The 20,190-nt window shown below is 64.1% G+C and carries 15 protein-coding genes; 5 read left to right on the top strand and 10 right to left on the bottom strand.

The window, feature by feature from the left end:
- Window positions 1–16: 16 nt before the first annotated feature.
- A complete protein-coding gene (gene urtB, locus HS961_RS04520; protein WP_182326579.1) occupies window positions 17–931 on the bottom strand; it encodes an urea ABC transporter permease subunit UrtB in 915 nt (304 codons plus the stop codon).
- 81 nt (window positions 932–1,012) lie between these two features.
- Window positions 1,013–2,260 (bottom strand): urea ABC transporter substrate-binding protein, encoded by a 1,248-nt coding sequence (urtA, locus tag HS961_RS04515; RefSeq protein WP_182326578.1) that lies wholly within the window; start codon window positions 2,258–2,260, stop codon window positions 1,013–1,015.
- Window positions 2,261–2,531: 271 nt separating this feature from the next.
- Here urtA and HS961_RS04510 point away from each other — a divergent pair, with 271 nt between their 5' ends.
- The 3 genes from HS961_RS04510 (at window position 2,532) to HS961_RS04500 (ending at window position 8,132) form a co-directional block, all read left to right on the top strand.
- The gene (locus HS961_RS04510) at window positions 2,532–5,924 is read left to right on the top strand and encodes an ATP-binding protein (protein ID WP_182326577.1); all 3,393 of its coding nucleotides are present in this window, start codon (window positions 2,532–2,534) and stop codon (window positions 5,922–5,924) included.
- Window positions 5,925–5,926: 2 nt separating this feature from the next.
- On the top strand, window positions 5,927–6,811 hold the full coding sequence (locus tag HS961_RS04505) for a response regulator (protein WP_182326576.1): 885 nt from the start codon (window positions 5,927–5,929) through the stop codon (window positions 6,809–6,811).
- A gap of 334 nt (window positions 6,812–7,145) precedes the next feature.
- On the top strand, window positions 7,146–8,132 hold the full coding sequence (locus HS961_RS04500; RefSeq protein WP_182326575.1) for a tripartite tricarboxylate transporter substrate-binding protein: 987 nt from the start codon (window positions 7,146–7,148) through the stop codon (window positions 8,130–8,132).
- Between the two features lie 71 nt (window positions 8,133–8,203).
- On the opposite strand, the gene HS961_RS04495 is transcribed toward HS961_RS04500, so the two are convergent.
- Together HS961_RS04495 and HS961_RS04490 are read right to left on the bottom strand one after the other, a co-directional pair.
- The gene (locus tag HS961_RS04495; protein ID WP_182326574.1) at window positions 8,204–8,539 is read right to left on the bottom strand and encodes a DUF1840 domain-containing protein; all 336 of its coding nucleotides are present in this window, start codon (window positions 8,537–8,539) and stop codon (window positions 8,204–8,206) included.
- Window positions 8,540–8,549: 10 nt separating this feature from the next.
- Window positions 8,550–9,815: a class I SAM-dependent methyltransferase gene (locus tag HS961_RS04490; protein WP_182326573.1), complete on the bottom strand. Its 1,266-nt coding sequence runs from the start codon at window positions 9,813–9,815 to the stop codon at window positions 8,550–8,552.
- Window positions 9,816–9,941: 126 nt separating this feature from the next.
- Here HS961_RS04490 and HS961_RS04485 point away from each other — a divergent pair, with 126 nt between their 5' ends.
- The gene (locus HS961_RS04485; protein ID WP_182326572.1) at window positions 9,942–10,505 is read left to right on the top strand and encodes a hypothetical protein; all 564 of its coding nucleotides are present in this window, start codon (window positions 9,942–9,944) and stop codon (window positions 10,503–10,505) included.
- 3 nt (window positions 10,506–10,508) lie between these two features.
- Here HS961_RS04485 and HS961_RS04480 read toward each other — a convergent pair whose 3' ends face one another.
- Together HS961_RS04480 and HS961_RS04475 are read right to left on the bottom strand one after the other, a co-directional pair.
- Window positions 10,509–11,618, bottom strand: a complete 1,110-nt coding sequence (locus HS961_RS04480) for a M14 family metallopeptidase (protein ID WP_182326571.1) — start codon at window positions 11,616–11,618, stop codon at window positions 10,509–10,511.
- Complete coding sequence (locus HS961_RS04475) at window positions 11,615–13,708, bottom strand: molybdopterin-containing oxidoreductase family protein (RefSeq protein ID WP_182328121.1); 2,094 nt, start codon at window positions 13,706–13,708, stop codon at window positions 11,615–11,617. The genes HS961_RS04480 and HS961_RS04475 overlap by 4 nt, the downstream gene beginning before the upstream one ends.
- A gap of 263 nt (window positions 13,709–13,971) precedes the next feature.
- Between HS961_RS04475 and HS961_RS04470 the strand changes: the two genes are divergently transcribed.
- Entirely contained in the window at window positions 13,972–15,177 is a 1,206-nt protein-coding gene (locus tag HS961_RS04470) for a M20 aminoacylase family protein (protein ID WP_182326570.1), read from the top strand.
- 321 nt (window positions 15,178–15,498) lie between these two features.
- Here the strand turns inward: HS961_RS04470 and HS961_RS04465 are convergent, their stop codons facing one another.
- From HS961_RS04465 to hmgA, 4 genes are all read right to left on the bottom strand, one after another.
- Window positions 15,499–16,200: a haloacid dehalogenase type II gene (locus HS961_RS04465; RefSeq protein ID WP_182328120.1), complete on the bottom strand. Its 702-nt coding sequence runs from the start codon at window positions 16,198–16,200 to the stop codon at window positions 15,499–15,501.
- A gap of 203 nt (window positions 16,201–16,403) precedes the next feature.
- Window positions 16,404–17,375 carry a Bug family tripartite tricarboxylate transporter substrate binding protein gene (locus HS961_RS04460; RefSeq protein ID WP_182326569.1) on the bottom strand — a complete coding sequence of 324 codons (972 nt, stop codon included), beginning with the start codon at window positions 17,373–17,375 and terminating at the stop codon, window positions 16,404–16,406.
- A gap of 108 nt (window positions 17,376–17,483) precedes the next feature.
- Complete coding sequence (gene fahA / locus HS961_RS04455) at window positions 17,484–18,803, bottom strand: fumarylacetoacetase (protein ID WP_182326568.1); 1,320 nt, start codon at window positions 18,801–18,803, stop codon at window positions 17,484–17,486.
- A 33-nt stretch (window positions 18,804–18,836) separates the two neighbouring features.
- Window positions 18,837–20,147: a homogentisate 1,2-dioxygenase gene (gene hmgA / locus HS961_RS04450; RefSeq protein WP_182326567.1), complete on the bottom strand. Its 1,311-nt coding sequence runs from the start codon at window positions 20,145–20,147 to the stop codon at window positions 18,837–18,839.
- Between the last annotated feature and the right edge of the window lie 43 nt (window positions 20,148–20,190).

Here is a 20,190-nt window from a genome sequence, read left to right as displayed (position 1 = left end):
ATCCTTTCCACCGGCTTTAGCGGCGCACCTTGCTGGCAAACAGGCCTTGGGGCCGGAACATCAAGACCACGACGATGAAGGACAAGGTCAGCACCTTGGCCATCGAGCCGCTCAGGAAGAACTCGCTGATCGACTGCACCTGGGCAATGCCAAAGGCCGATGCCACGGTGCCCAGCAGGCTGGCCGCGCCGCCAAAGGTGACGACCAGGAAGGAATCCACGATGTAGAGCGAGCCGGAGGTAGGCCCTGTCGAGCCAATGGTGGTGAAGGCCGCGCCGGCAATGCCTGCCACCCCGCAGCCAATCGCAAAGGTCAGGCGGTCGGTCTTTTTGGTGTTGATGCCGATGGCATTGGCCATCACCCGGTTGCTGACCGTTGCCCGCACCCGCAGGCCCCAGCGGCTGCGGTACAGCGCAATCAGCACGCCGGCCGTCACCAGCAGCGCCAGCGCCAGCACAAACATGCCGTTGATCGGAATGTCCAACCCCTCGCTGGGCGACCAGGAGCCCATCAGCCACTCGGGCAAGGTGGGGCTCACCTCTTTGGGGCCGATCACCGTGCGGAACACCTGCTGCAGCCCCAGGCTGAGGCCCCAGGTGGCCAGCAAGGTATCGAGCGGGCGCTTGTACAGATGGCGTATCAACGCCCATTCGGCCAACCAGCCCAGCACAAACGCAAATACAAAGGCCGCCGCAATCGACAAGGGGAAGTAGTAAGGCATCCATGCCGGGGCATGGGCCTCCACCAGGGTCGAGGCCATGAACACGGTGTAGGCACCGATGGTCATGAACTCGCCATGCGCCATGTTGATGACCCCCATCTGGCCAAAAATAATCGCCAGGCCCAGGCCCATCAGCAGCAATACGGCAAACAAGCTGAGGCCCGCAAAGCCCTGCATCAGCCCGATGTTCATCATTTCAGAAAAGGTCATGGCGCTCTCGTGTCGGGTGGGTGGTCGGCGGCAACGCGGGCCAGGGGCTGTTTGCCTCTGGCCCGTCCCTAAGGTTCAGATTTACTGGTAACCCTTGGGGAACGGATCCGGTTTGATCAATTCAGGCGACTCGGACACCACCTTGAAGGTCCCGTCCGGCAGGCCCTGCGCAATGCGCGACTTGCTCCAGAGGTGGTGGTTGGCGTCGATCTTCACGTAGCCTTCCGGGGCGGTGTTCAGCTCGATGCCCGGCGAGGCGGCGGTGACCTTGGCGACATCGAAGCTGCCAGCCTTCTCGACCGCAGCCTTCCACAACCAGGGGCCCAGGTAACCGGCCTGGGTCACATCGCCGATGACCGACTTGGGGCCGTACTTGGCCTTGAAGGCTTCGACAAACTTCTTGTTATTCGGGTTGTCCAGCGACTGGAAGTACTTCATGCTGGAGTAGAAGCCGGCAAAGTTCTCGCCGCCAATGCCCAGCATTTCGTCCTCGGTCACCGACAGGGTCACCAGGAACTGCTTGTCGCCGGTGATGCCCGCCGCCTTGAGCTGCTTGTAGAAGGCCACGTTGGAGCCGCCCACGACTGCTGCAAAAATCAGATCCGGCTTGGCCACCTTGATCTTGTTGATCAGCGAGTTGAAGTTGGTGTTGCTGAGCGGGTAGTACTCCTCGCCGACGACCTTGCCCTTCTGGAAGGTCTCGATGTGCTTGCGGGCAATCTTCATCGAGGTGCGCGGCCAGATGTAGTCCGAGCCCACCAGGAACACCTTGGAGGCGTTCTTCTCCTTCTTGGCCCAGTCGAGGCTGTACAGAATCTGCTGCGTCGCTTCCTGGCCGGTGTAGATGACGTTCTTGCTCTGCTCCAGGCCTTCGTAGAAGGTGGGGTAGTACAGCAGGCCGTTTTCCTTCTCAAAGATCGGCAGCACCGCCTTGCGCGATGCCGAGGTCCAGCAGCCAAACACGGTGGCCACATGGTCGCTGATCAGCAGCTTCTTGGCCTTTTCGGCAAAGGTGGGCCAGTCGGAGGCGCCGTCTTCCTTGATCACGCGGATCTTGCGGCCCAGCACACCGCCCATGGCGTTGATCTGGTCAATGGCCAATTGCTCGGCCTGGATGGAGCCGGTCTCGGAGATCGCCATGGTGCCGGTCGACGAGTGCAACTGGCCTACTACCACCTCGGTATCGGTCACCGCCAGCTTGGTGGTGTTGACCTGGGCAGTGGGTGGCGTCTGGGCACGCGACAGCATAGGCAGCCCTGCCATGCTGATGGCACCCAGGCCTTGCAAAAGACGGCGGCGGCGGAGCGACTGTTGGAAATCCTGAGACATGCTTTTCTCCTCAAGTGGTTCAGATCACTGAACTGATAACGGGTTGAAACCTGTTGGTCACTCTAAAAGTGCCGCCCCCAATCACCCATACGTCATTTGACGTAGCCCCTGCGTAGGCACAACCGGATAGCCTTGCCGGCACCTTTGCTGTCCACGTCGAATGCAGCCCTACCTCGCCAGCCGCACCTCGCCGGCCGCTCCAGCCTTGCCGTGGCCTGAATATTGCTTAGTCTGCCGATCCCATGCCCACAGCGCCTGTGCGCTGCCTGTGATGAACAAGCCCTCCCAAAAGATCTTCCCGATCCGCCGCGAATACAACGCCTGGGTGGCTGACGAAACCATGGAGGACTACGCGCTGCGCTTTACGCCGCAGAAGGCACGGCGCTGGAGCGAATGGCAGCTGCTGAACACGGCGATGGGCGGGCTGTCCTTTCTGGCGCTGGAGGCGATTGGCGCGACCATCACCTTGGCCTATGGCTTCAGCAGCGCGGCCTGGGCGATTGCGGTGATGGGCATCGTGATCTTTCTGACCGCCTGGCCCATCTCGGTGTATGCGGCGCGCTATGGGCTGGACATGGACCTGCTCACCCGGGGCGCCGGCTTTGGCTACCTGGGCTCGACCATCACCTCGCTGGTCTACGCCACCTTCACCTTTATCTTCTTTGCGTTGGAGGCGGCCATCATGGCGCTGGCGGTGCAGATGGCGCTGGGCTGGCCGCTGGTGGTTTGCTATGTGCTGTGCGCGCTGGTGGTGATACCGATGGTGCTGTATGGCGTCACCTTTATCTCCAAGCTGCAGGCCTGGACCCAGCCGGTGTGGGCGCTGATGCTGCTGGCCCCCTACCTGTGGCTGGCCTTCCAGCAGCCACAGTTTGTGCAGGAGCTGCCGGGCCTGTCGGGCCTCACCTCGGGCAGCGCCGATTTCAACTGGCTCTACTTTGGCTCGGCCAGCACCGTGATCTTTGCGCTGATCGTGCAGGTCGGCGAGCAGGTCGATTACCTGCGCTTTATGCCGCGCAAGACCGCGGCCAACCGGGGCCGCTGGTGGTTTTGCGTGCTGATGGGCGGGCCAGGCTGGATCCTGATGGGCGCAGTCCGCATGCTGGGCGGCGCCTACCTGGCCTATGTGGCGCTGCAGTTTGGCTCGACGGTGGCCGAAGCCTCCGACCCCACCCACCTCTACCTGACGGCCTTTGGCAAGATCTTCCAGGACCCGGGCACCGCCCTCTGGGTGACGCTGATTTTTGTGGTCATGGCGCAGATCAAGATCAATGTGACCAATGCCTATGCCGGCTCGCTGGCCTGGTCCAATGTGTTCTCACGCATCACCCGCAGCCACCCGGGCCGCGTGGTCTGGCTGGTGTTCAACGTGATGATCGCGATGCTGATCATGACCCTGGGCGTGTTCAGCGCGCTGGAGAAGGTGCTGGGCATTTACAGCAATATTGCGGTGGCCTGGGTGGGCGCGCTGGTGGCGGATCTGGTCATCAACAAGCCGCTGGGGCTGAGCCCGCCGGGCACCGAGTTCCGCCGCGCTTATCTGCACGACCTCAACCCCGTGGGCCTGGGCGCCATGGGCATTGCCGCGGTGGCTGCCGGCATTGCCTACAGCGGCCTGCTGGGCGAGCTGGCCAGCGCCTTTGCGCCTTATATCGCGCTGGCCATTGCGCTCTTGGTATCGCCCTTGCTGGCCTGGCTCACGCGCGGGCGCTGGTACATCGCCCGCACGCCCGAGGTGTTTGACGCCCCCGAGCTGCAATGTGCCCTGTGCCAAAACCAGTTCGAGCGCGCCGACATGGCCGGCTGCCCAGCCTATGGCGCGCCGATCTGCTCGCTGTGCTGCTCGCTCGATTCGCGCTGCCAGGATCGCTGCAAGCCCAGCACCGCGCGGGCGCAGGTGCAGTGGCGCAGCCTCTACGAAAGCCTGCTGCCGCTGCGCATCCAGCGCAGCATCAACTTTCGGCTGGCCTCCTATGCGGGCACGGTGCTGCTGCTGGCCAGCCCCATGGCGCTGGCCTTGTTCGTGGTCTATATGCAGCAAAGCCTGTCGCCCGGGCAGACGGATTTGCGCTGGGCCTTTGTGCGCGCCTTCTCGCTGCTGGCCCTGCTCTGCGCGCTGTATGCCTGGTGGCTGGTGCTGGCCAAGGACAGCCGGCGCATGGCGCGCGAGGAATCGGAGCGCCAGACCCATATGCTGATGCAAGAAATTGAGGCCCACCAGCGCACCGATGCGCAGCTGCAAGCGGCCAAGGAGCATGCCGAGGCGGCCAACCAGGCCAAGTCGCGCTATGTGGCCGGCATGGCCCATGAGCTGCGCACGCCTCTCACCAGCATCCTGGGCTACGCCCAGCTGCTGCTGCGGCGCAGTGATCTGCCCGGCCCCGCTAACGAGCACATCAGCACCATGCTGCACAGCGGCCAGCACATGCACTCGCTGATCGACGAGCTGCTGGACCTGGCGCGCATCGAGGCCGGGCGCCTGCGGCTGGACCCGGCGCCGCTGCAGTTCCCCGAGTTTCTGGAGGCCGTGAACCGCATGGTGCGGCCCCAGGCCGAGGCCAAGGGCCTGGCATTTACGCTGCAGACCCAGGGCCGCATGCCGCCCTGGGTGCGGGCTGATGCCAAGCGCCTGCGGCAGATTCTGATCAACCTGCTGGGCAATGCCATCCGCTTTACCGACAGCGGCAGCATCCGCCTGCAGGTCAACTGCCACAGCGATGTGGTGCGCTTTGACATTTGCGACACGGGCATCGGCATTGCGCCGCAGGACCATGAGCGCATCTTTATGCCCTTTGAGCGGGGCAGCGCCGGGCGCCGCGCGGCCAGCACCGGCACCGGCCTGGGGCTGACCATCACCCGCATGCTGACCTTGCTGATGGGCGGCGAGCTGCAGCTGCAAAGCACACCCGGCCAGGGCAGCACCTTCTCGGTACGGCTGTACCTGAGCGAGGTACACAACCCGCCACGCGCGCTAGCCGGGCAGCTGCAGGCGCGGCCCTTTATCGGCGGCTACCTGGGGCCGCGCAGAACCTTGCTGGTGGTCGATGACCAGCCCATCCACCGCCAGCTGCTGGCCGGGGTGCTGATCCCGCTGGGGTTTACCGTGCTGGAGGCCGCCAGCGGCCAGGAGTGCCTGGAGATCATCCGCGATGCTCCCCCTGATGCGCTGCTGCTGGATTTGAGCATGGACGACCTGAGCGGTTGGCAGACCGCCGCGCTGGTACGCCAGCAGTACAGCGCCGTGCACCTGCCGATCGTCATCGTCTCGGCCGACCTGTTTGAGAACCAGCCTGAGCAGCTGGAGCGCGCTGGCTGCCAGGCCTTTGTCGGCAAGCCGGTGCTGGAGTCCGAGCTGATGGACACCCTGGCCTGGCTGCTGAAGCTGGAATGGTTGGAAGACGCGGCTGCGCCCCCGGCCCCCGCCACACTGCCGCCCAGCCCGCAAGAGCTGCAAGCTCCAGCGCCACTGCCGCCCGAGCTGCATGCGGATTTGACGCGGCTGGCGCGCTTTGGCGATGGCGCCGGCCTGCGCAAGCGGCTGGCGGCCGCGCAGGCCAGCCACCCCGAATCACGCCATGCGCTGCAGGCCCTGGACGCGGCGGCGCAGCGCTTTGATTTCCCCGCCATCCTCGAAAGCCTCGCGGCCTCCTCGCCCGACAACTAGCCATGCCTCATCACACGCCCCATGCCGGCGTCGTCCTGGTGGTCGACGATGCCATCGAGACCCTCGGCTTTCTCTGCGAAGCGCTGAGCCAGCAGGACTACACCGTGCTGGTGGCCCGCAATGCGGCCGAGGCGCTGGAGCGGCTGGACATGGCCACGCCGGATGCCGTGCTGCTGGACTGCGTGATGCCCGGCGAGAGCGGTTTCTCGCTGTGCCGCAAGATCAAGGCGCACCCGGCCTGGGCCCATGTGCCGGTGATCTTTATGACCGGGCTGTCCGAGACCGACCATATCGTCGAGGGCTTTGCCTGCGGCGGGGTGGACTATGTCGTCAAACCGCTGAAGCTGCCCGAGGTGCTGGCGCGCCTGGCCCGCCATATGCACAACGCCCATGTGGGCCGCATGGCCCAGGCGGCGGTGGATGTGGGCGGCATGGGCGTGGTGGTGCTGGACCGCCAGGGCCGCATTGCCTGGCGCTCGCCCCAGGCGGTGCAGTGGCTGGAGCAGGCTTTTGGCGGCGCGCAGCCTGCCGCAGCGGCCTGGCTGCAATCGGCCCGCGACCAGGCCGCACAGCAGGCGCTGGGCCAAGCCAGCCTGCTGGCCCAGGATGTCGGCGAAGTCGGCATTGGTGAGCGCATGCTGGTGCTGCGCCTCGCCAACGAAAACCTGCGCGCCAGCAGCCAGCGCCTGCAAGACGCCGCCCTGACCCCGCGCGAGACGGAGGTGCTGGGCTGGCTGGCCAAGGGCAAGACCAACCGCGACATTGCGCAGATCCTGGGCATGAGCCCGCGCACCGTCAACAAGCACCTGGAACATGTGTTTGAAAAGCTCGGCGTGGAGACCCGCGCGGCGGCGGCGGCCATCGCCAGCGGGTCGTTTCCGGCGTAAGCTTCGTGAAAGCCATAGCAAAGCTACGGCTATTGCAGCGCTTGGCAAGCCCGGTTGCGGGCCAAACGGCTTGCGCCAGCGCAAATAATTGCAGCGTTCGGCGCGCCGCCACCTGCTATTTCGACATGGGTTAGCGACATTTTAACTATCAATATTGATAGCAGCTATCACAAACCGTGGTTGATCCGGACAGCCATTGGGCTTTAAGTTCGGCAAAGAAGGCTTTGTCAAAAACTCGAAACACTCAGGAAAAACAAGGGTTTACCTTAGAAAAAACCCCAGCCCGATCTCGTTAGGATGGCAGTCTTTTTCCCCTCTAAAGAGACAAGCCGTTATGAACAAGATGATGCAATGGAGCGCCCTGGCCCTGGCGGCCGCCACCGCCACCGGTGCCTATGCCGATGCCTCCTACCCCAACAAGCCCATCACCATCGTTGTGCCGTTCACCGCAGGTGGCCCCACCGACCGCGTGGCACGCGATCTGGCAGAAGCGCTGCGCAAGCCGCTGAACGGCGTGACCGTCGTCATCGACAATGCCGACGGCGCCGGCAGCACCATCGGCATGGCCAAGGCGGCACGCGCCAAGGCTGACGGCTACACCCTGCTGCTCAACCACATTGGCGTGGCAACGGCCCCCATCCTTTACCGCAAGCTGTCTTTTGATGTGACCAAGGACTTTGAGTACCTGGGCATCATCAACGACGTGCCGATGACCCTGATCGGCAAGCCCACCCTGGCACCGAACAACTACAAGGAACTGGCCGCCTACCTGAACAAGGAAAAGGACAAGGTCAACCTGGCCAATGCCGGTATTGGTTCCGCCTCGCACCTTTGCGGCCTGCTGCTGCAAAGCACCTTGAAGATCCCGCTGACCGCCGTGCCTTACAAGGGCGCCGCACCGGCGATTGCCGATCTGATGGGCAACCAGGTCGATGTGCTGTGTGACCAGACCACCAACACCACCGGCCAGATCGAAGGCAAAAAGGTCAAGGCCTATGCCGTGACCACCAACAAGCGCCTGACCACCCCATCGCTGAAGGACCTGCCGACCTTGCAGGAAGAAGGCCTGAAGGGCTTTGAAGTGACGATCTGGCACGGTCTGTACGCCCCCAAGGGCACGCCAGCCGACATCCTGAAGAAGGTCAACGACGCGCTGAAGGTGGCCTTGAAGGACCCTGAGTTCATCAAGAAGTCCGAGAACCTGAGCGCCGTGGTCGCCACCGACCAGCGCATCACGCCCGAAGGCCACAAGGCCTTTGTGCAGGCTGAAATCGCCAAGTGGACGCCGATCATCAAGGCGGCCGGCACCTTCGCCGACTGATTGCAGACCTCCCATGCAAAAAGACTGCCTCGGCAGTCTTTTTTCGTTGGCATAAGCGGGTCGCTGAGGTATCAGCCGCCCCAGACCACATCGGCCTGCTCAGCCGCACTACGGCGCAGCATCTCGATAAAGGGCACCGCGCGCTGCTTGAGGCCGACACTGGCTTTCACATCCTGGCCATCGGCGTCTTCCGGGTCTTTGTTCAGGTCCTGGTTTTTAGCGGCCTGGGCGCGCTCGTCTTCGGCAGCCACGGCCGCTTGCAGCGCGGCAATCGCCTGGGGGATCTGGTCGACGGTGATGATGCCCCGGGGCGAGGCATCCTTGCCGATGAGCTGCAGCACTTTGCGGGCGTCGGGCTCCAGCATGATCATGTCTGCAGTCGCCTGTGATTTGAATTTGAATAGCACGGCTCTCTCCTTATCGATACATATAGTCCCGGGTGAAGGGATATTGTGATTGTGCCCCAGGCATGCTGCCTGTCGTCATCGATCCATCGGGCATGACAGCCAGCATCTGGTGCAGCGCTACCCAGCCATGCTCAAAACCGGTGGCGCAACCGGCCAGGTAGAGGCGGTAGGCGCGCAAGGTTTTGGCGGCCTGCGCAGGGTTGCCTTTTTGCGCCAAGATGGCCAGCGCTTCGTCCAGCTGCGCCTCCAGCGCATCGGACCAGGCCCACAAGGTCTTGGCATAGTGGGGGCGCAGGTTGTCCGTGTCCACCATCTCCCAGCCGGCATGCGCCATCTCTTCGAGCACGGCGCTCACGTGGATCAGCTCGCCACCGGGGAAGATGTATTTTTCGATGAAATCGCCCATGCCGGCGCCCAGCTGCTCGTTGTCGGTACCGCCAGCGGTAATGCCATGGTTCATCAGCAAACCGCCGGGTTTGATCAGCCGCTTGAGCGTGCCGAAGTACTCCTGCATATGGGCGCGGCCCACATGCTCGAACATGCCGACCGAGGCCAGCTTGTCAAAGGGCTCGTCCACCTGCAGATGGCGGTAGTCACTCAGCAGCATCCGCACCCGGCCCTGCAAACCTTTTTCTTCGATCAGACGGTTGACATGGGCATGCTGGTTTCTGGACAAGGTAATGCCCGTGCCTTGCACGCCATAGTGCTCGGCCGCCCACAGCAGCAGGCCGCCCCAGCCGGCGCCCACATCCAGAAAACGCTCGCCGGGCTGCAGCCGCAGCTTGCGGCAGATCAGGTCGAGCTTGGCCTCTTGCGCCTGGGCCAGGTTGTAGTCGGGCTGCGCATAGTAGGCGCAGGAATAGACACGGCGTGGGTCCAGCCACAGGCCGTAGAACGCGTCCGAGACGTCGTAGTGGAACTGGATCTGCTCGGAGTCTTTGGTCAAGGTGTGGAGCGCCGCCGAGCGCGAGCGCGCCAGCATGCGGCTCCACCAGGTGGAGCGCGCCGCCACCGGATCCGAAGGCACCAGCGCTGCGGCGGCGGCCATGACATCGCGCATGCTGCCATCTATCTCTACATGGCCTTCGACAATAGCCGCACCCACCACCCCAACATCCCCGGCCGCCAGCGCGGCCAGCGCCGCCGCATTGCGGCAATGGATGCGCAGTTGCGCCTGGTCGGGCGGGCCGATCCATCCGCCCTGGGGCATCTCAATGGCCATGGACACTGGCAAACCCGCCAGCTTTTCTTCGAGCTTGGACTGCAGGATATTCATAGCGGTTATTGTGTAACTCCGGCCTCTGCCGTCAATGGCTGTTGTCCGACACACCTACTGACAGCATATGTATAAAAGATACATCGAGCGGCCTCTCCAAAGCGCGCTTAGCATTGCTCTCCGACCATGCCTACACCCTTGCCAGCCACCCTCTCCACCCCCTTGTCCACCGCGTTACCGCCCGGTTTGGCAGCGCTGCAAGCGCGCCTTCCAGACCATGACTGGCTGGTGCTGCAGGCCGACCCGGATGCCTGCCATGTCTGGCGTGTGGCAGCGCAAAACGCGTCACCTATTCGACACGATCTGCCACTGGGCTATGGCCAATTGGCAACACAGTACCTGAGCCGCGCATCGGCAGGTGCCGGCCAGGTGGAGCAGGTGATTGAGTTGGTGGAGGACCAGATCATGCCGCTGACCCGCAGCTGGCCAGCGCCGGGCCCACAGTTGGCTTTGCTGTGCGGCGCACCAGACATGGCAGCGTTGGTCGCGCAGCTGCCCGAGCCGCAAGCCGCGCTGCAGACCAGCGACGCGATCGAGCAGCTCTTTAACCGCTATGCCAACCACATGATGGGAGGCAGCCACAGCGGCCTGCAGCTGGCGCCCGCGCAAGCAGCCTTGTTGATTCTGCTGCGAGAATGCCTGCACCACTGGGGCTGCCAGCAGGTCGCGCTGCAGGTGGCGCCCCGCTAAAAATCAGCTCGCGTCGCTGCCGAGCCCATCGACGGTCTGGAACAGCGCCTGCCGCGCCTGGCTGATGATCTGCCCTTTCCAGGCTGCGCTCTCGTCATAAAACGCTTCGCGCATCTGCTGGTGGATGGCGGCCTGCTGGGCTTCCGGCGCCTCGGGGTGCTGGTGCAGCCAGTGGTCGGCGCGCAGGGCATCCAGGGTGGCATGCACCGGCAGCACGCCGTATTCCAAAGCCATGCCGGTAAAGGCGGCCTGCGGGCATTCCTGCGCCACGCTGTTCCACAGCAAACCACTCAGCGGCGGCGATGAGGAGCTGCCGTCATCGATCGAGGTGACCGGCGTGGCGCCTGCGCCATCCCACCAGCGGCGCGCCCGCGCCAGCATGGCCGCATCGCCGGGCGGGCCGGTGAAGATGCGCTCGCCATAGCCATTGGGGCCCAGGCCGGTGTGCACATCGATCCAGGCAATCTGGCGCGCCTGGCTGCCATGCTGGCGCAGCACCTGGCGCAGGATCTGGTTGCTCCAGGTGGGGGCCTGGCCGCCAAAAAACACCCCTTGCGGATGGCGGTACTGGCCCTGGGCCACAGCAGCCTGCCAGGCCTTCATGCCGTTGGCCGCTATAAAGGCCTGCATCGCCTGCTCAGCCTCGGGGCCCGGCGGCCACTGCGCGGGGATGATCACATCGTGCAGCTGGTCATAGGCCGCATTGGCGGGCAGCGGCTGGGAGAAATCAACAAAGTTGCGGTTCAGGTCGACATTCTCTTGGGTGACGCGCCGGCCGTAGGAGAAGCCATGCGGATTGAGCGCATGCACATACAGCACCGCCACGCCGGCGCTTCGCGCCTTGTCCAGCCACTCGGCATCGCGCAGCGCATACATCTGCACGCCGCTGCCGCAGTAGCCCTCGATGCCATGGCAGGCGCTGCTGAGGATCAGCAGCTTGTCGGCATCCATCGCGCCATCCCGGGCCACATCCATGGCCAGCGCTTCGCCCTCCACCCCGGTCAAGGGGTGGGGCTGCGATTGCAGCGCCATGCCGGCGGTGGCGGTGGCCTCCAAGAACTGCTGGCGGGCTTGCGCATAACTGCGCGAAAAGGCTTGTTCCACGGCGCTCATGCGGCGATTCCTTCGTTGGCGATTTCTGCGGGGGCCATGCGCTCTACCTGCACCGCACAGTCGTAAAAGGACGGTGCACGTCCGATATCGGTCAGCTGCTGGTGGGTCAGCTCATTGACGTTGGTGCCATTGGGCCCATCCTTGCGCCACCAGATGCCCAGCCCCACCACCACGCCAGGCCGGGCGCGGCCATTGATGCTGGCATGGCAGACATGCTCGCCCCGGCTGTTGAAGACGCGCACCAGATCGCCGTCGGCCACCTGGCGGCTTTGCGCATCGCTGGGGTGCATCTCCAGCATCGGGCGCTCCTCGGCACTGCGCAGCTTGCGCACATTGACAAAGGTGGAGTTGAGAAAATTGCGCGCCGGTGGCGAGATCATTGCCAGCGGGTGGCTAGCCGTGGGCAGTTCATGGTTGGGCAGGTAGTCGGGCAAGGGGTTGATGCCCATGGCTTCCAGCGCTGCACTGTGGAATTCGCACTTGCCCGAGGGCGTGGCGAAGCCGCCGTTGGCAAAGGGTGCCTCGGGCAGGTTCTGCGCGACAAAGCCCTGGTCCAATAGTTGCTCAAACGGGATGCGCGTCGGGTCCACCGCCTGGCGGCACAAGGCCTCGTCGCTGTCGGCAAAATGCGGCGCGGCAAAGGCGCTGTCGTAGCGCGCCATTTGCGCGGCCAGGTCGCGGAAGATCTGCGCATTGCTGCGCGCCTGGCCCAGCGGCGCAATGGCCGGGCGGTTGAGCAGCACATCGGTGTGGCCGTAGCTGGTGTGGATGTCCCAGTGCTCCAGCTGGCTGGTGGCGGGCAGCACATAGTCGGCATAGTCGGCGGTGTCGGTCATGAAGTGCTCCAGCACCACGGTGAACAGGTCCTCGCGGGCAAAGCCTTTCACCACCTTGGCCGAATCGGGGGCCACCGCCACCGGGTTGCTGTTGTAGCAGATGAGCGCTGCAATCTGCGGGCCAAACTCGGCACTGGCGGGCTTGAGCAGCGCATCGCCAATCGTGCTCATGTTGACGGTGCGGGGCTGGCGTGCACCCAGCAGTGCCGGCATTTGCAGCGCGCCCCGGCGTGCCGGTGCCGACGAAGAGCTGGACAGCAGCAGGCCACCTGCGCGGTGGCGCCATGCGCCGGTGAGCGCTGGCAGGCAGGCGACAGCGCGCACGGCGTTGCCACCGCCGCGCGTGCGCTGCATGCCGTAGTTGAGGCGAATGGCGGCCGGCGTGGTGGTGCCGTAATCCCGCGCCAGGCTGCGGATCTGCTCCGCATCAATGCCGCAGACCTGGGCGGCGCGCTCGGGTGGCCACTGCAGTGCGCGGGCCTTCAGGTCGTCCCAGCCCAAGGTGTGCTGGGCGATGTAGTCGTGGTCCAGCCAGTCGTTGCTGATCAGCTCATGCATCAAGGCCAGCGCCAGCGCCGCATCGGTGCCGGGCAGCAGTTGCAGGTGCTCATGGCATTTGTCGGCGGTCTCGCTCTTGCGCGGATCGATGCAGACCAGCTTGGCGCCATTGCGCTTGGCCTCCATCGCATAGCGCCAGAAATGCAGGTTGCTGCCAATGCTGTTGCTGCCCCAGATGAGGATCAGCTGGCTCTCAGCAAAAAACTGCACATGCATGCCCAGCTTGCCGCCATAGGTGTGGAGCAAGGCCTCCGAGCCCGCGCTGGCGCAGATGGTGCGGTCGAGCAAGGAGGCGCCCAGCTGGTGGAAAAAGCGCCGGTCCATGCTCTCGCCCTGCACCAGGCCCATGGTGCCGGCATAGCTGTAGGGCAGGATGGCCTGCGGATCAGCCTGCGCAATGCCGTGCAGCCGCGCGCTGATATCGGCCAGCGCCTCGTCCCAGCTCACCGGCTCAAACTGGCCGCTGCCCTTGGGCCCCACCCGCTTCATCGGCTGCAGCACCCGGTCTTCGTGGTAGCTGCGCTCGGTGTATTTGCTGACCTTGGCGCAGAGCACGCCGCCGGTGTGCGCATGCAGCGGGTTGCCGCTGACCTTGGTGGCCACGCCATCGACCACCGTGGTGACCAGCGAGCAGGTGTCGGGGCAGTCATGGGGGCAGGCGCCCAAAACGGTGGTGGCGGCGGCGGTGGTGGTCATGGCGGTGGCGGCGCCCAGGCGGGCGCGGAATCGAGGGGGAAAGTTGTGCTGCACATGGTAGCGCCAGATGGCAGGGGCTGGGGTCGCGTGCAGCACGTTCGCCCGCGCGGGGGGCCTTCGCAAGGGTTATTCCCAAGACATTTCAGCCTGGGCATGGTCTGCTTTGCTGCACCATAGAGGGCTTGGCATGCCGCCCGCCAACGCCTTGGCCCCCAGCGGGCGCCGCCAGACAGATACACCCCATGTAGCCAACAGGATTTTCCATGAAGCTGATTGATTCCATCGTGGCCGAAGCGGCCAGCATCGCCCAGATCCGCAAAGACATCCATGCCCACCCGGAGCTGTGCTTTGAAGAAGTGCGCACGGCCGATCTGGTGGCGGACAAGCTGACGGAATGGGGCATCCCCATCCACCGGGGCATGGGCACCACCGGCGTGGTCGGCATTGTGCACGGCAAGGACGGCGGCGCCAGCGGCCTGGCCGTGGGCCTGCGCGCCGATATCGATGCGCTGCCGATGCAGGAATCCAATACCTTTGACCATGCCAGCCGCCATGCCGGCAAGATGCACGCCTGCGGCCATGACGGCCACACTGCGATGCTGCTGGCCGCTGCCAAGCACTTCTCCAAGTTCCGCGATTTTGATGGCACCGTCTACCTGATCTTCCAGCCCGCCGAAGAAGGCGGTGGCGGCGCGCGCGAGATGATCAAGGACGGACTGTTCGAGAAATTCCCGATGCAGGCCGTGTTCGGCATGCACAACTGGCCCGGCATGGCCGCCGGCAATATGGCCGTGAGCCCTGGCCCGGTGATGGCGTCCAGCAACGACTTCAAGATCACCATCACCGGCAAGGGCGGCCACGGTGCGATGCCGCACATGGGCAATGACCCGGTGCCGATCGCCTGCCAGATCGTCACCGCCTTCCAGACCATCATCACCCGCAACAAGAAGCCGCTTGATACCGGCGTGATCTCCGTCACCATGATCCACGGCGGCGAAGCCAACAATGTGATCCCCGACCGCGTAGAGCTGCAAGGCACCGTGCGTACCTTCCGCACCGAAGTGCTGGACCTCATCGAAGCGCGCATGCGCCAGGTGGCCGAAGGCTGCTGCGCGATGAACAACGCCCAGTGCGACTTCTACTTCAACCGCAACTACCCCGCCACCGTCAACAGCGCCCCCGAAGCCGAGTTCGCCCGCCAAGTGATGGTCGACATCCTGGGCGCCGACAAAGTGAAAGCGCAAGAGCCCACCATGGGCGCCGAAGACTTCTCCTTCATGCTGGAAGCCAAGCCCGGCGCCTACTGCTTCATCGCCAACGGCGAAGGCGACCACCGCGCCATCGGCCACGGCGGCGGCCCCTGCACCTTGCACAACCCCAGCTACGACTTCAACGACGACCTGATCCCCCTGGGCGCCACCTACTGGGTAGAGCTGGCCACCAAGTGGTTGGCCCAAGCGAAGAAATAAGAAGCTAGACTAGCAACCAAAGCAAAGCGCCCGAGGACAACCCCGGGCGCTTTTTGCATTGAAAAATTGACCTACCGCTGAGCCCGCCCAACCAAAAGCGGTAGCAAGAAGCGCAGCATCCAATCAAGCGGTATGCGGGAGCGGGCCCAAGAAGCAAGCGCAGCACCCAACCCACCACCCCAACGCCGAGATAGGGTCTGAGACGAGGCGTCGCAGGCGCAGACAGTACGTCTGTACGGCAAGCCTGCGCAACGAAGGATCAGGCCCTATATCGGCGCCTCTGCACGGTAAACAGTCCCAACGCTAAAAAATCACAAAAACTCAACACCCCAGCTGATCGGCTAAGTCGAGGATGCTGCTGCAGTGGTAGGTATTGCCTGGTTGGGGAGTGACATCTTTGGGTTGGTTCGCTCCAAACTCCAGCGGCCGCTGTATATACGCCGTCTGCAACCCACACTGACGAGCCGCCGCCAAATCACTGTGATGCGCAGCGACGAGCATGACGGAAGCAGCCCCCACCTCAAAAACATCTGCCACCCCCAGGTAAGCCGCAGGATCCGGCTTATAAGCCTTAAACACCTCGGCCGACAGCACACAATCCCAAGGCAGGCCTGCGTTTTTGGCCATATAGGTCAGCAAGGCAATATTCCCGTTCGACAGCGGCGTAATGACAAAGCGGCTTTTGAGCCGCGCCAACCCCGCAACGCTATCCGACCAAGGCGCAAGCCGGTGCCACACCCGGTTGAGCTCGGCACGCTCAGCCTCAGACATGTCACCCAGCCCAAACTGCGGCAGGATGCCGTCAAGGATCCGGCGATGCAAAGCATCGATGCGCGTCCAGCCCAATTGCCCACTGCGCACCAAGTCCATCGCCGGTTGGTAGCCCTTGCGCCAAGCGAGCGCAAAGGCGTCGCCATCCACCTGGGGATAGCGCTCTGCCATCTCGCGCAGGATGCTGCCGTGCCAATCCACCACGGTGCCAAATACGTCAAACGCCAAGATCTGGGGGAGCGCTGCAGCCATGTTGTCCGTTCCAACAGTGAAAAAACACGGCCCCAGCATGTGCCAGCAGCGGCCACTGCCCTATCGCGCAGGCGTCATGCGCCCGGGCTGGGCACAAAAAAAGCGCGATGTCTAGGACATCGCGCTTGGTGACTTAACTTTTTTACCCATGGAATGGTTAACCAACTGGCGCTTCGATTTTAACGCAATTCCACAATTTTTAACTAATCTAGTTGAATATTGTTGGTTTTTATCACAGGACCGAGCTTATTACGCTCTGTCACGAGGAATTTCGCCATGTCGGCGCGGCTCGTGGCGGTCACTTCCAGCCCCATGTCTTCCAGGCGTTTGACCACGGCTGGATCCTTCAAGGTGGCTTGCAGCTGCTCGCTCAGCCGCTGAACCCGGTCCTCTGGCGTCGCTTTGGGGACGACCAAGCCCTGCCAAGCGTAGGCTTCAAAGCCCTTCATCCCTTGCTCTTCCAGAGTCGGGACATCCGGAAACACCTTGGAGCGCTGTGGCGTCGCAATGCCAATGGCGCGCAGCTTGCCCGCCTGGATGTTCTGGAAACCGGCGACCGAATCAACAAACATAAAGGGCACCTGGCCGCCCAGCACATCCTGCACGGCAGGCGCTGCACCCTTGTAAGGCACATGCACAAGGCTCAGCTTGGCCTGCTCTTTGAAAATCTCGGTCGCCAGGTGGTGGGGCGAGCCGGCGCCGGGCGTCGCATAGCTCACTCCGCCCTGCTGGGCCTTGGCCCAGGCGCTGAACTCGGCCAGGTTCTTGATCGGCAGCTTGGGGTTGACGACCAGGATCAGCGGAAAGCGCACCAGCATGCCGACGGGCGCGAAGTCTTTCTCAGCGCTGTAGCTGAGCTTTTGGTACAGGAAGGCATTCGCCGCCAGGGTGCCGGTGTCGCCGGTCAGCAGGGTGTAGCCATCGGGCTTGGCACGTGCGGCGTAGTCGGCGCCAATATTGGTGGCCGCACCGGGCTTGTTGAGGATGATGATGGACTGGCCCAGGGCCTTGGCCATGGGCTCGGCCACCACACGGGCCACGACATCGGAGCCGCCGCCGGCCGCATAAGGCACGACCCATTCAATCGGATGATCGGGATAGGCGGCCTGGCTCAGCGCCGGCAAGGCCAGCGCGGCGGCCGCCAGCAGCTGGCGCAGGGAAAAAGGTGTGGGCATGTGTTGTCTCCTGTTGGTAATCGTTGTTGTCTATGTGGTGCGGGGCGACGGGAGCCGCGCCGGGGCCAGATGGCATTGTCCACCTGCCCCCAGCCAGGCAGCTGTCGCTTAGAGCTTGCGCGCCGGCAGCATCTGGCCTTCGCAGATGCCAAAGCCGATGCGGGCAGCGCCGGGCCGCTCGCACCAGCCGCGCAGCACCACGGCGTCGCCATCTTCCAGCCAGGTGCGGGTCTCACCATTGGGCAAGGTCAGCGGCTGCTTGCCGCCCACGGTCAGCTCGATCAGCGCGGCAGCCTGGTCCAAGCTAGGGCCGGACAAGGTGCCGGTGCCCAGCAGGTCGCCGGGCTGCAGGTTGCAGCCGTTGACCGTGTGGTGGGCCACGAGCTGCGCGACGGTCCAGTAGGCATGGCGGTAGTTGGACTGGGTGATCTGCACGGCGGGCTGGCCGGCGGCGCGCATCTGGGGGGTCTGCAGGTCCACGGCCAACGCAATGTCAAAAGCGCCGGCATCGCGGTTGTGTGCGCTGTCCATATAGGGCAGCGGCTGCGGATCGCCCTCGGGGCGGGCAAAGGCCACGCGGTACGGCGCCAGCGCCTCCAGGGTCACCACCCAGGGGGAAAGGTGCGAGGCAAAGTTCTTCGACAGGAACGGGCCCAGCGGCTGGTATTCCCAGGGCTGGATGTCGCGCGCCGACCAGTCATTGAGCAGGCAGAGGCCAAACACATGGTCCTCCGCCTGCGCCATGCTCACCGGCTCGCCCAGCGCATTGGCCTGGCCCATGAAGATGCCCATTTCCAGCTCGATATCCATGCGCGCGCTGGCCTTGACCGTTGGCACCGCTGCATCGGGCGCCTTGGTCTGGCCTACAGGGCGCTTGAAAGGCGTGCCCGACACCACGATGCTCGACGAGCGGCCGTGGTAGCCAATAGGCACCCACTGGTAGTTGGGCAACAGGGGGTTGTCCGGGCGGAACTGCTTGCCGATGTTGGTGGCGTGGTGGATGGAGGTGTAGAAGTCGGTGTAGTCGCCAATGCGTGCGGGCAGGTTGTAGGCAGCCTGCGCTTGCGGCACCAGCAAGCCCTGCCACTGCGCCTGCTCGGCAGCGCCGGCGCGCAAGCCGCGCGACAGCGCCAGGCGCAAGGCGCTCCAGGCCTTTGGGCCCAGCGCCATCAAGGCGTTGAGCGATTCCTGCGCGCCCGCTTCGGCGGCGCGCTGTGCATCACCGCTCAGGCTGCCGCTGGCGGCCAGCGCCTGCAGGTCAACAATCTGGTCACCAATGGCGACGCCGCCGCGCCAGGCCTCTTGGCTGCCTTGGCGGCGAAAGCTGGCAAACGGCAGGTTCTGCAGCGGGAAATCGCTGCCAGCAGATTGGGCACTGCTGACCCAGCTTTGCAGCGCGGGGTCGTGGGTTTCGTTGAGTAGGGTCATGGGGGTGTTGTCTCCAAATGGGGGTTGTGGGCCTCAGGCTTTGTCCTGCGGCTTGAAATGCTTTTGCAGCCCTTGCCAGCAGCGGTAGTACTCGTGCTGGAGCTGCACCGTCTCCAGCGCGTAAGCGCTGGGCTGGATCACGGCGGGGGTCTCGAACATAAAGGCCATCGTGTTGTCGATGTAATGCGGCTTGTGCGTGTCGGCCTTGCTGGCTTTGTCGAAGGTATCGGCATCGGGGCCGTGGCCGCTCATGCAGTTGTGCAGGGAGGCGCCGCCGGGCACAAAGCCTTCGGCCTTGGCGTCGTAGGCGCCTTCGATCAGGCCCATGAACTCGCTGGCATAGTTGCGGTGGAACCAGGGCGGACGGAAGGTGTCCTGCGCCACCAGCACGCGCGGCGGGAAGATGACAAAGTCCAGCGCATCCACGCCGGGCAGCGCGGTGGGCGATTGCAGCACCAGAAAAATCGACGGATCGGGGTGGTCGTAACTGATCGAGCCAATGGCGTTGAAGCGGCGCAGATCGTATTTGTAGGGCGCGTAGTTGCCATGCCAGGCGACCACATCGAGGGGCGAATGGCCGACGCGCGCCGACCAGAAATGGCCGCGCAGTTTGGCCACCAGCTCAAAGTCGCCTTCCAGGTCTTCATAAGCCGCCACTGGCGTCTGGAAATCACGCGGGTTGGCCAGGCCGTTGGAGCCGATCACGCCCAGGTCGGGCAGCTTGAGCAGCTCGCCATAGTTCTCGCAGATATAGCCGCGCGCCGTGCCGTCGAGCAGAGTCACGGCAAAGCGCACACCCCGGGGCACCACGCAAATCTCTTGGGGCTCCACGTCCAAGGTGCCCAGCTCGGTGGCAATTTGCAGCCGGCCCTGCTGGGGCACGATCAGCAGCTCGCCATCGGCGTTGTAGAAGTAGCGGCCTTCCATGCTGCGGTTGGCGGCATACAGGTGGATGCCACAGGCGGCATTGCCGGCCATGCTGACGATGCCTTGCAGAAAATCGCAGGGTGCATCGGGCAGCGGCAGCGGATCCCAGCGCAGCTGGTTGGGGGGCGTGGGCACCTCGTCAAAGCCGCCCGTGACATGGCTTTTCCAGCGCGGCAAAGCCAGCGGTGCAAAGGGCTCGTGCATGGCGCCGGGGCGGATGCGGTAGAGCCAGCTGCGGCGGTTGCTGTGGCGCGGCGCGGTAAAGGCCGTTCCCGACAGCTGCTCGGCATACAGGCCCAGCGGCGCCACCTGCGGCGAGTTGCGCCCCACCGGCAAAGCGCCCGGTTCGGCCTCGGTCGCCCATTCATTGGCAAAACCTGTCATATAGTGCCGTGGCTCGGCATTCAAACTGCGCATGCTTGTCTCCTGTCAGTTGTTGTTTGGGGGTGGACGCGCTAGC

It is taken from the genome of Comamonas piscis (assembly GCF_014109725.1).
GTDB lineage: Bacteria > Pseudomonadota > Gammaproteobacteria > Burkholderiales > Burkholderiaceae_C > Comamonas > Comamonas piscis.
This window is presented reverse-complemented; position numbering and strand designations above follow the sequence as displayed.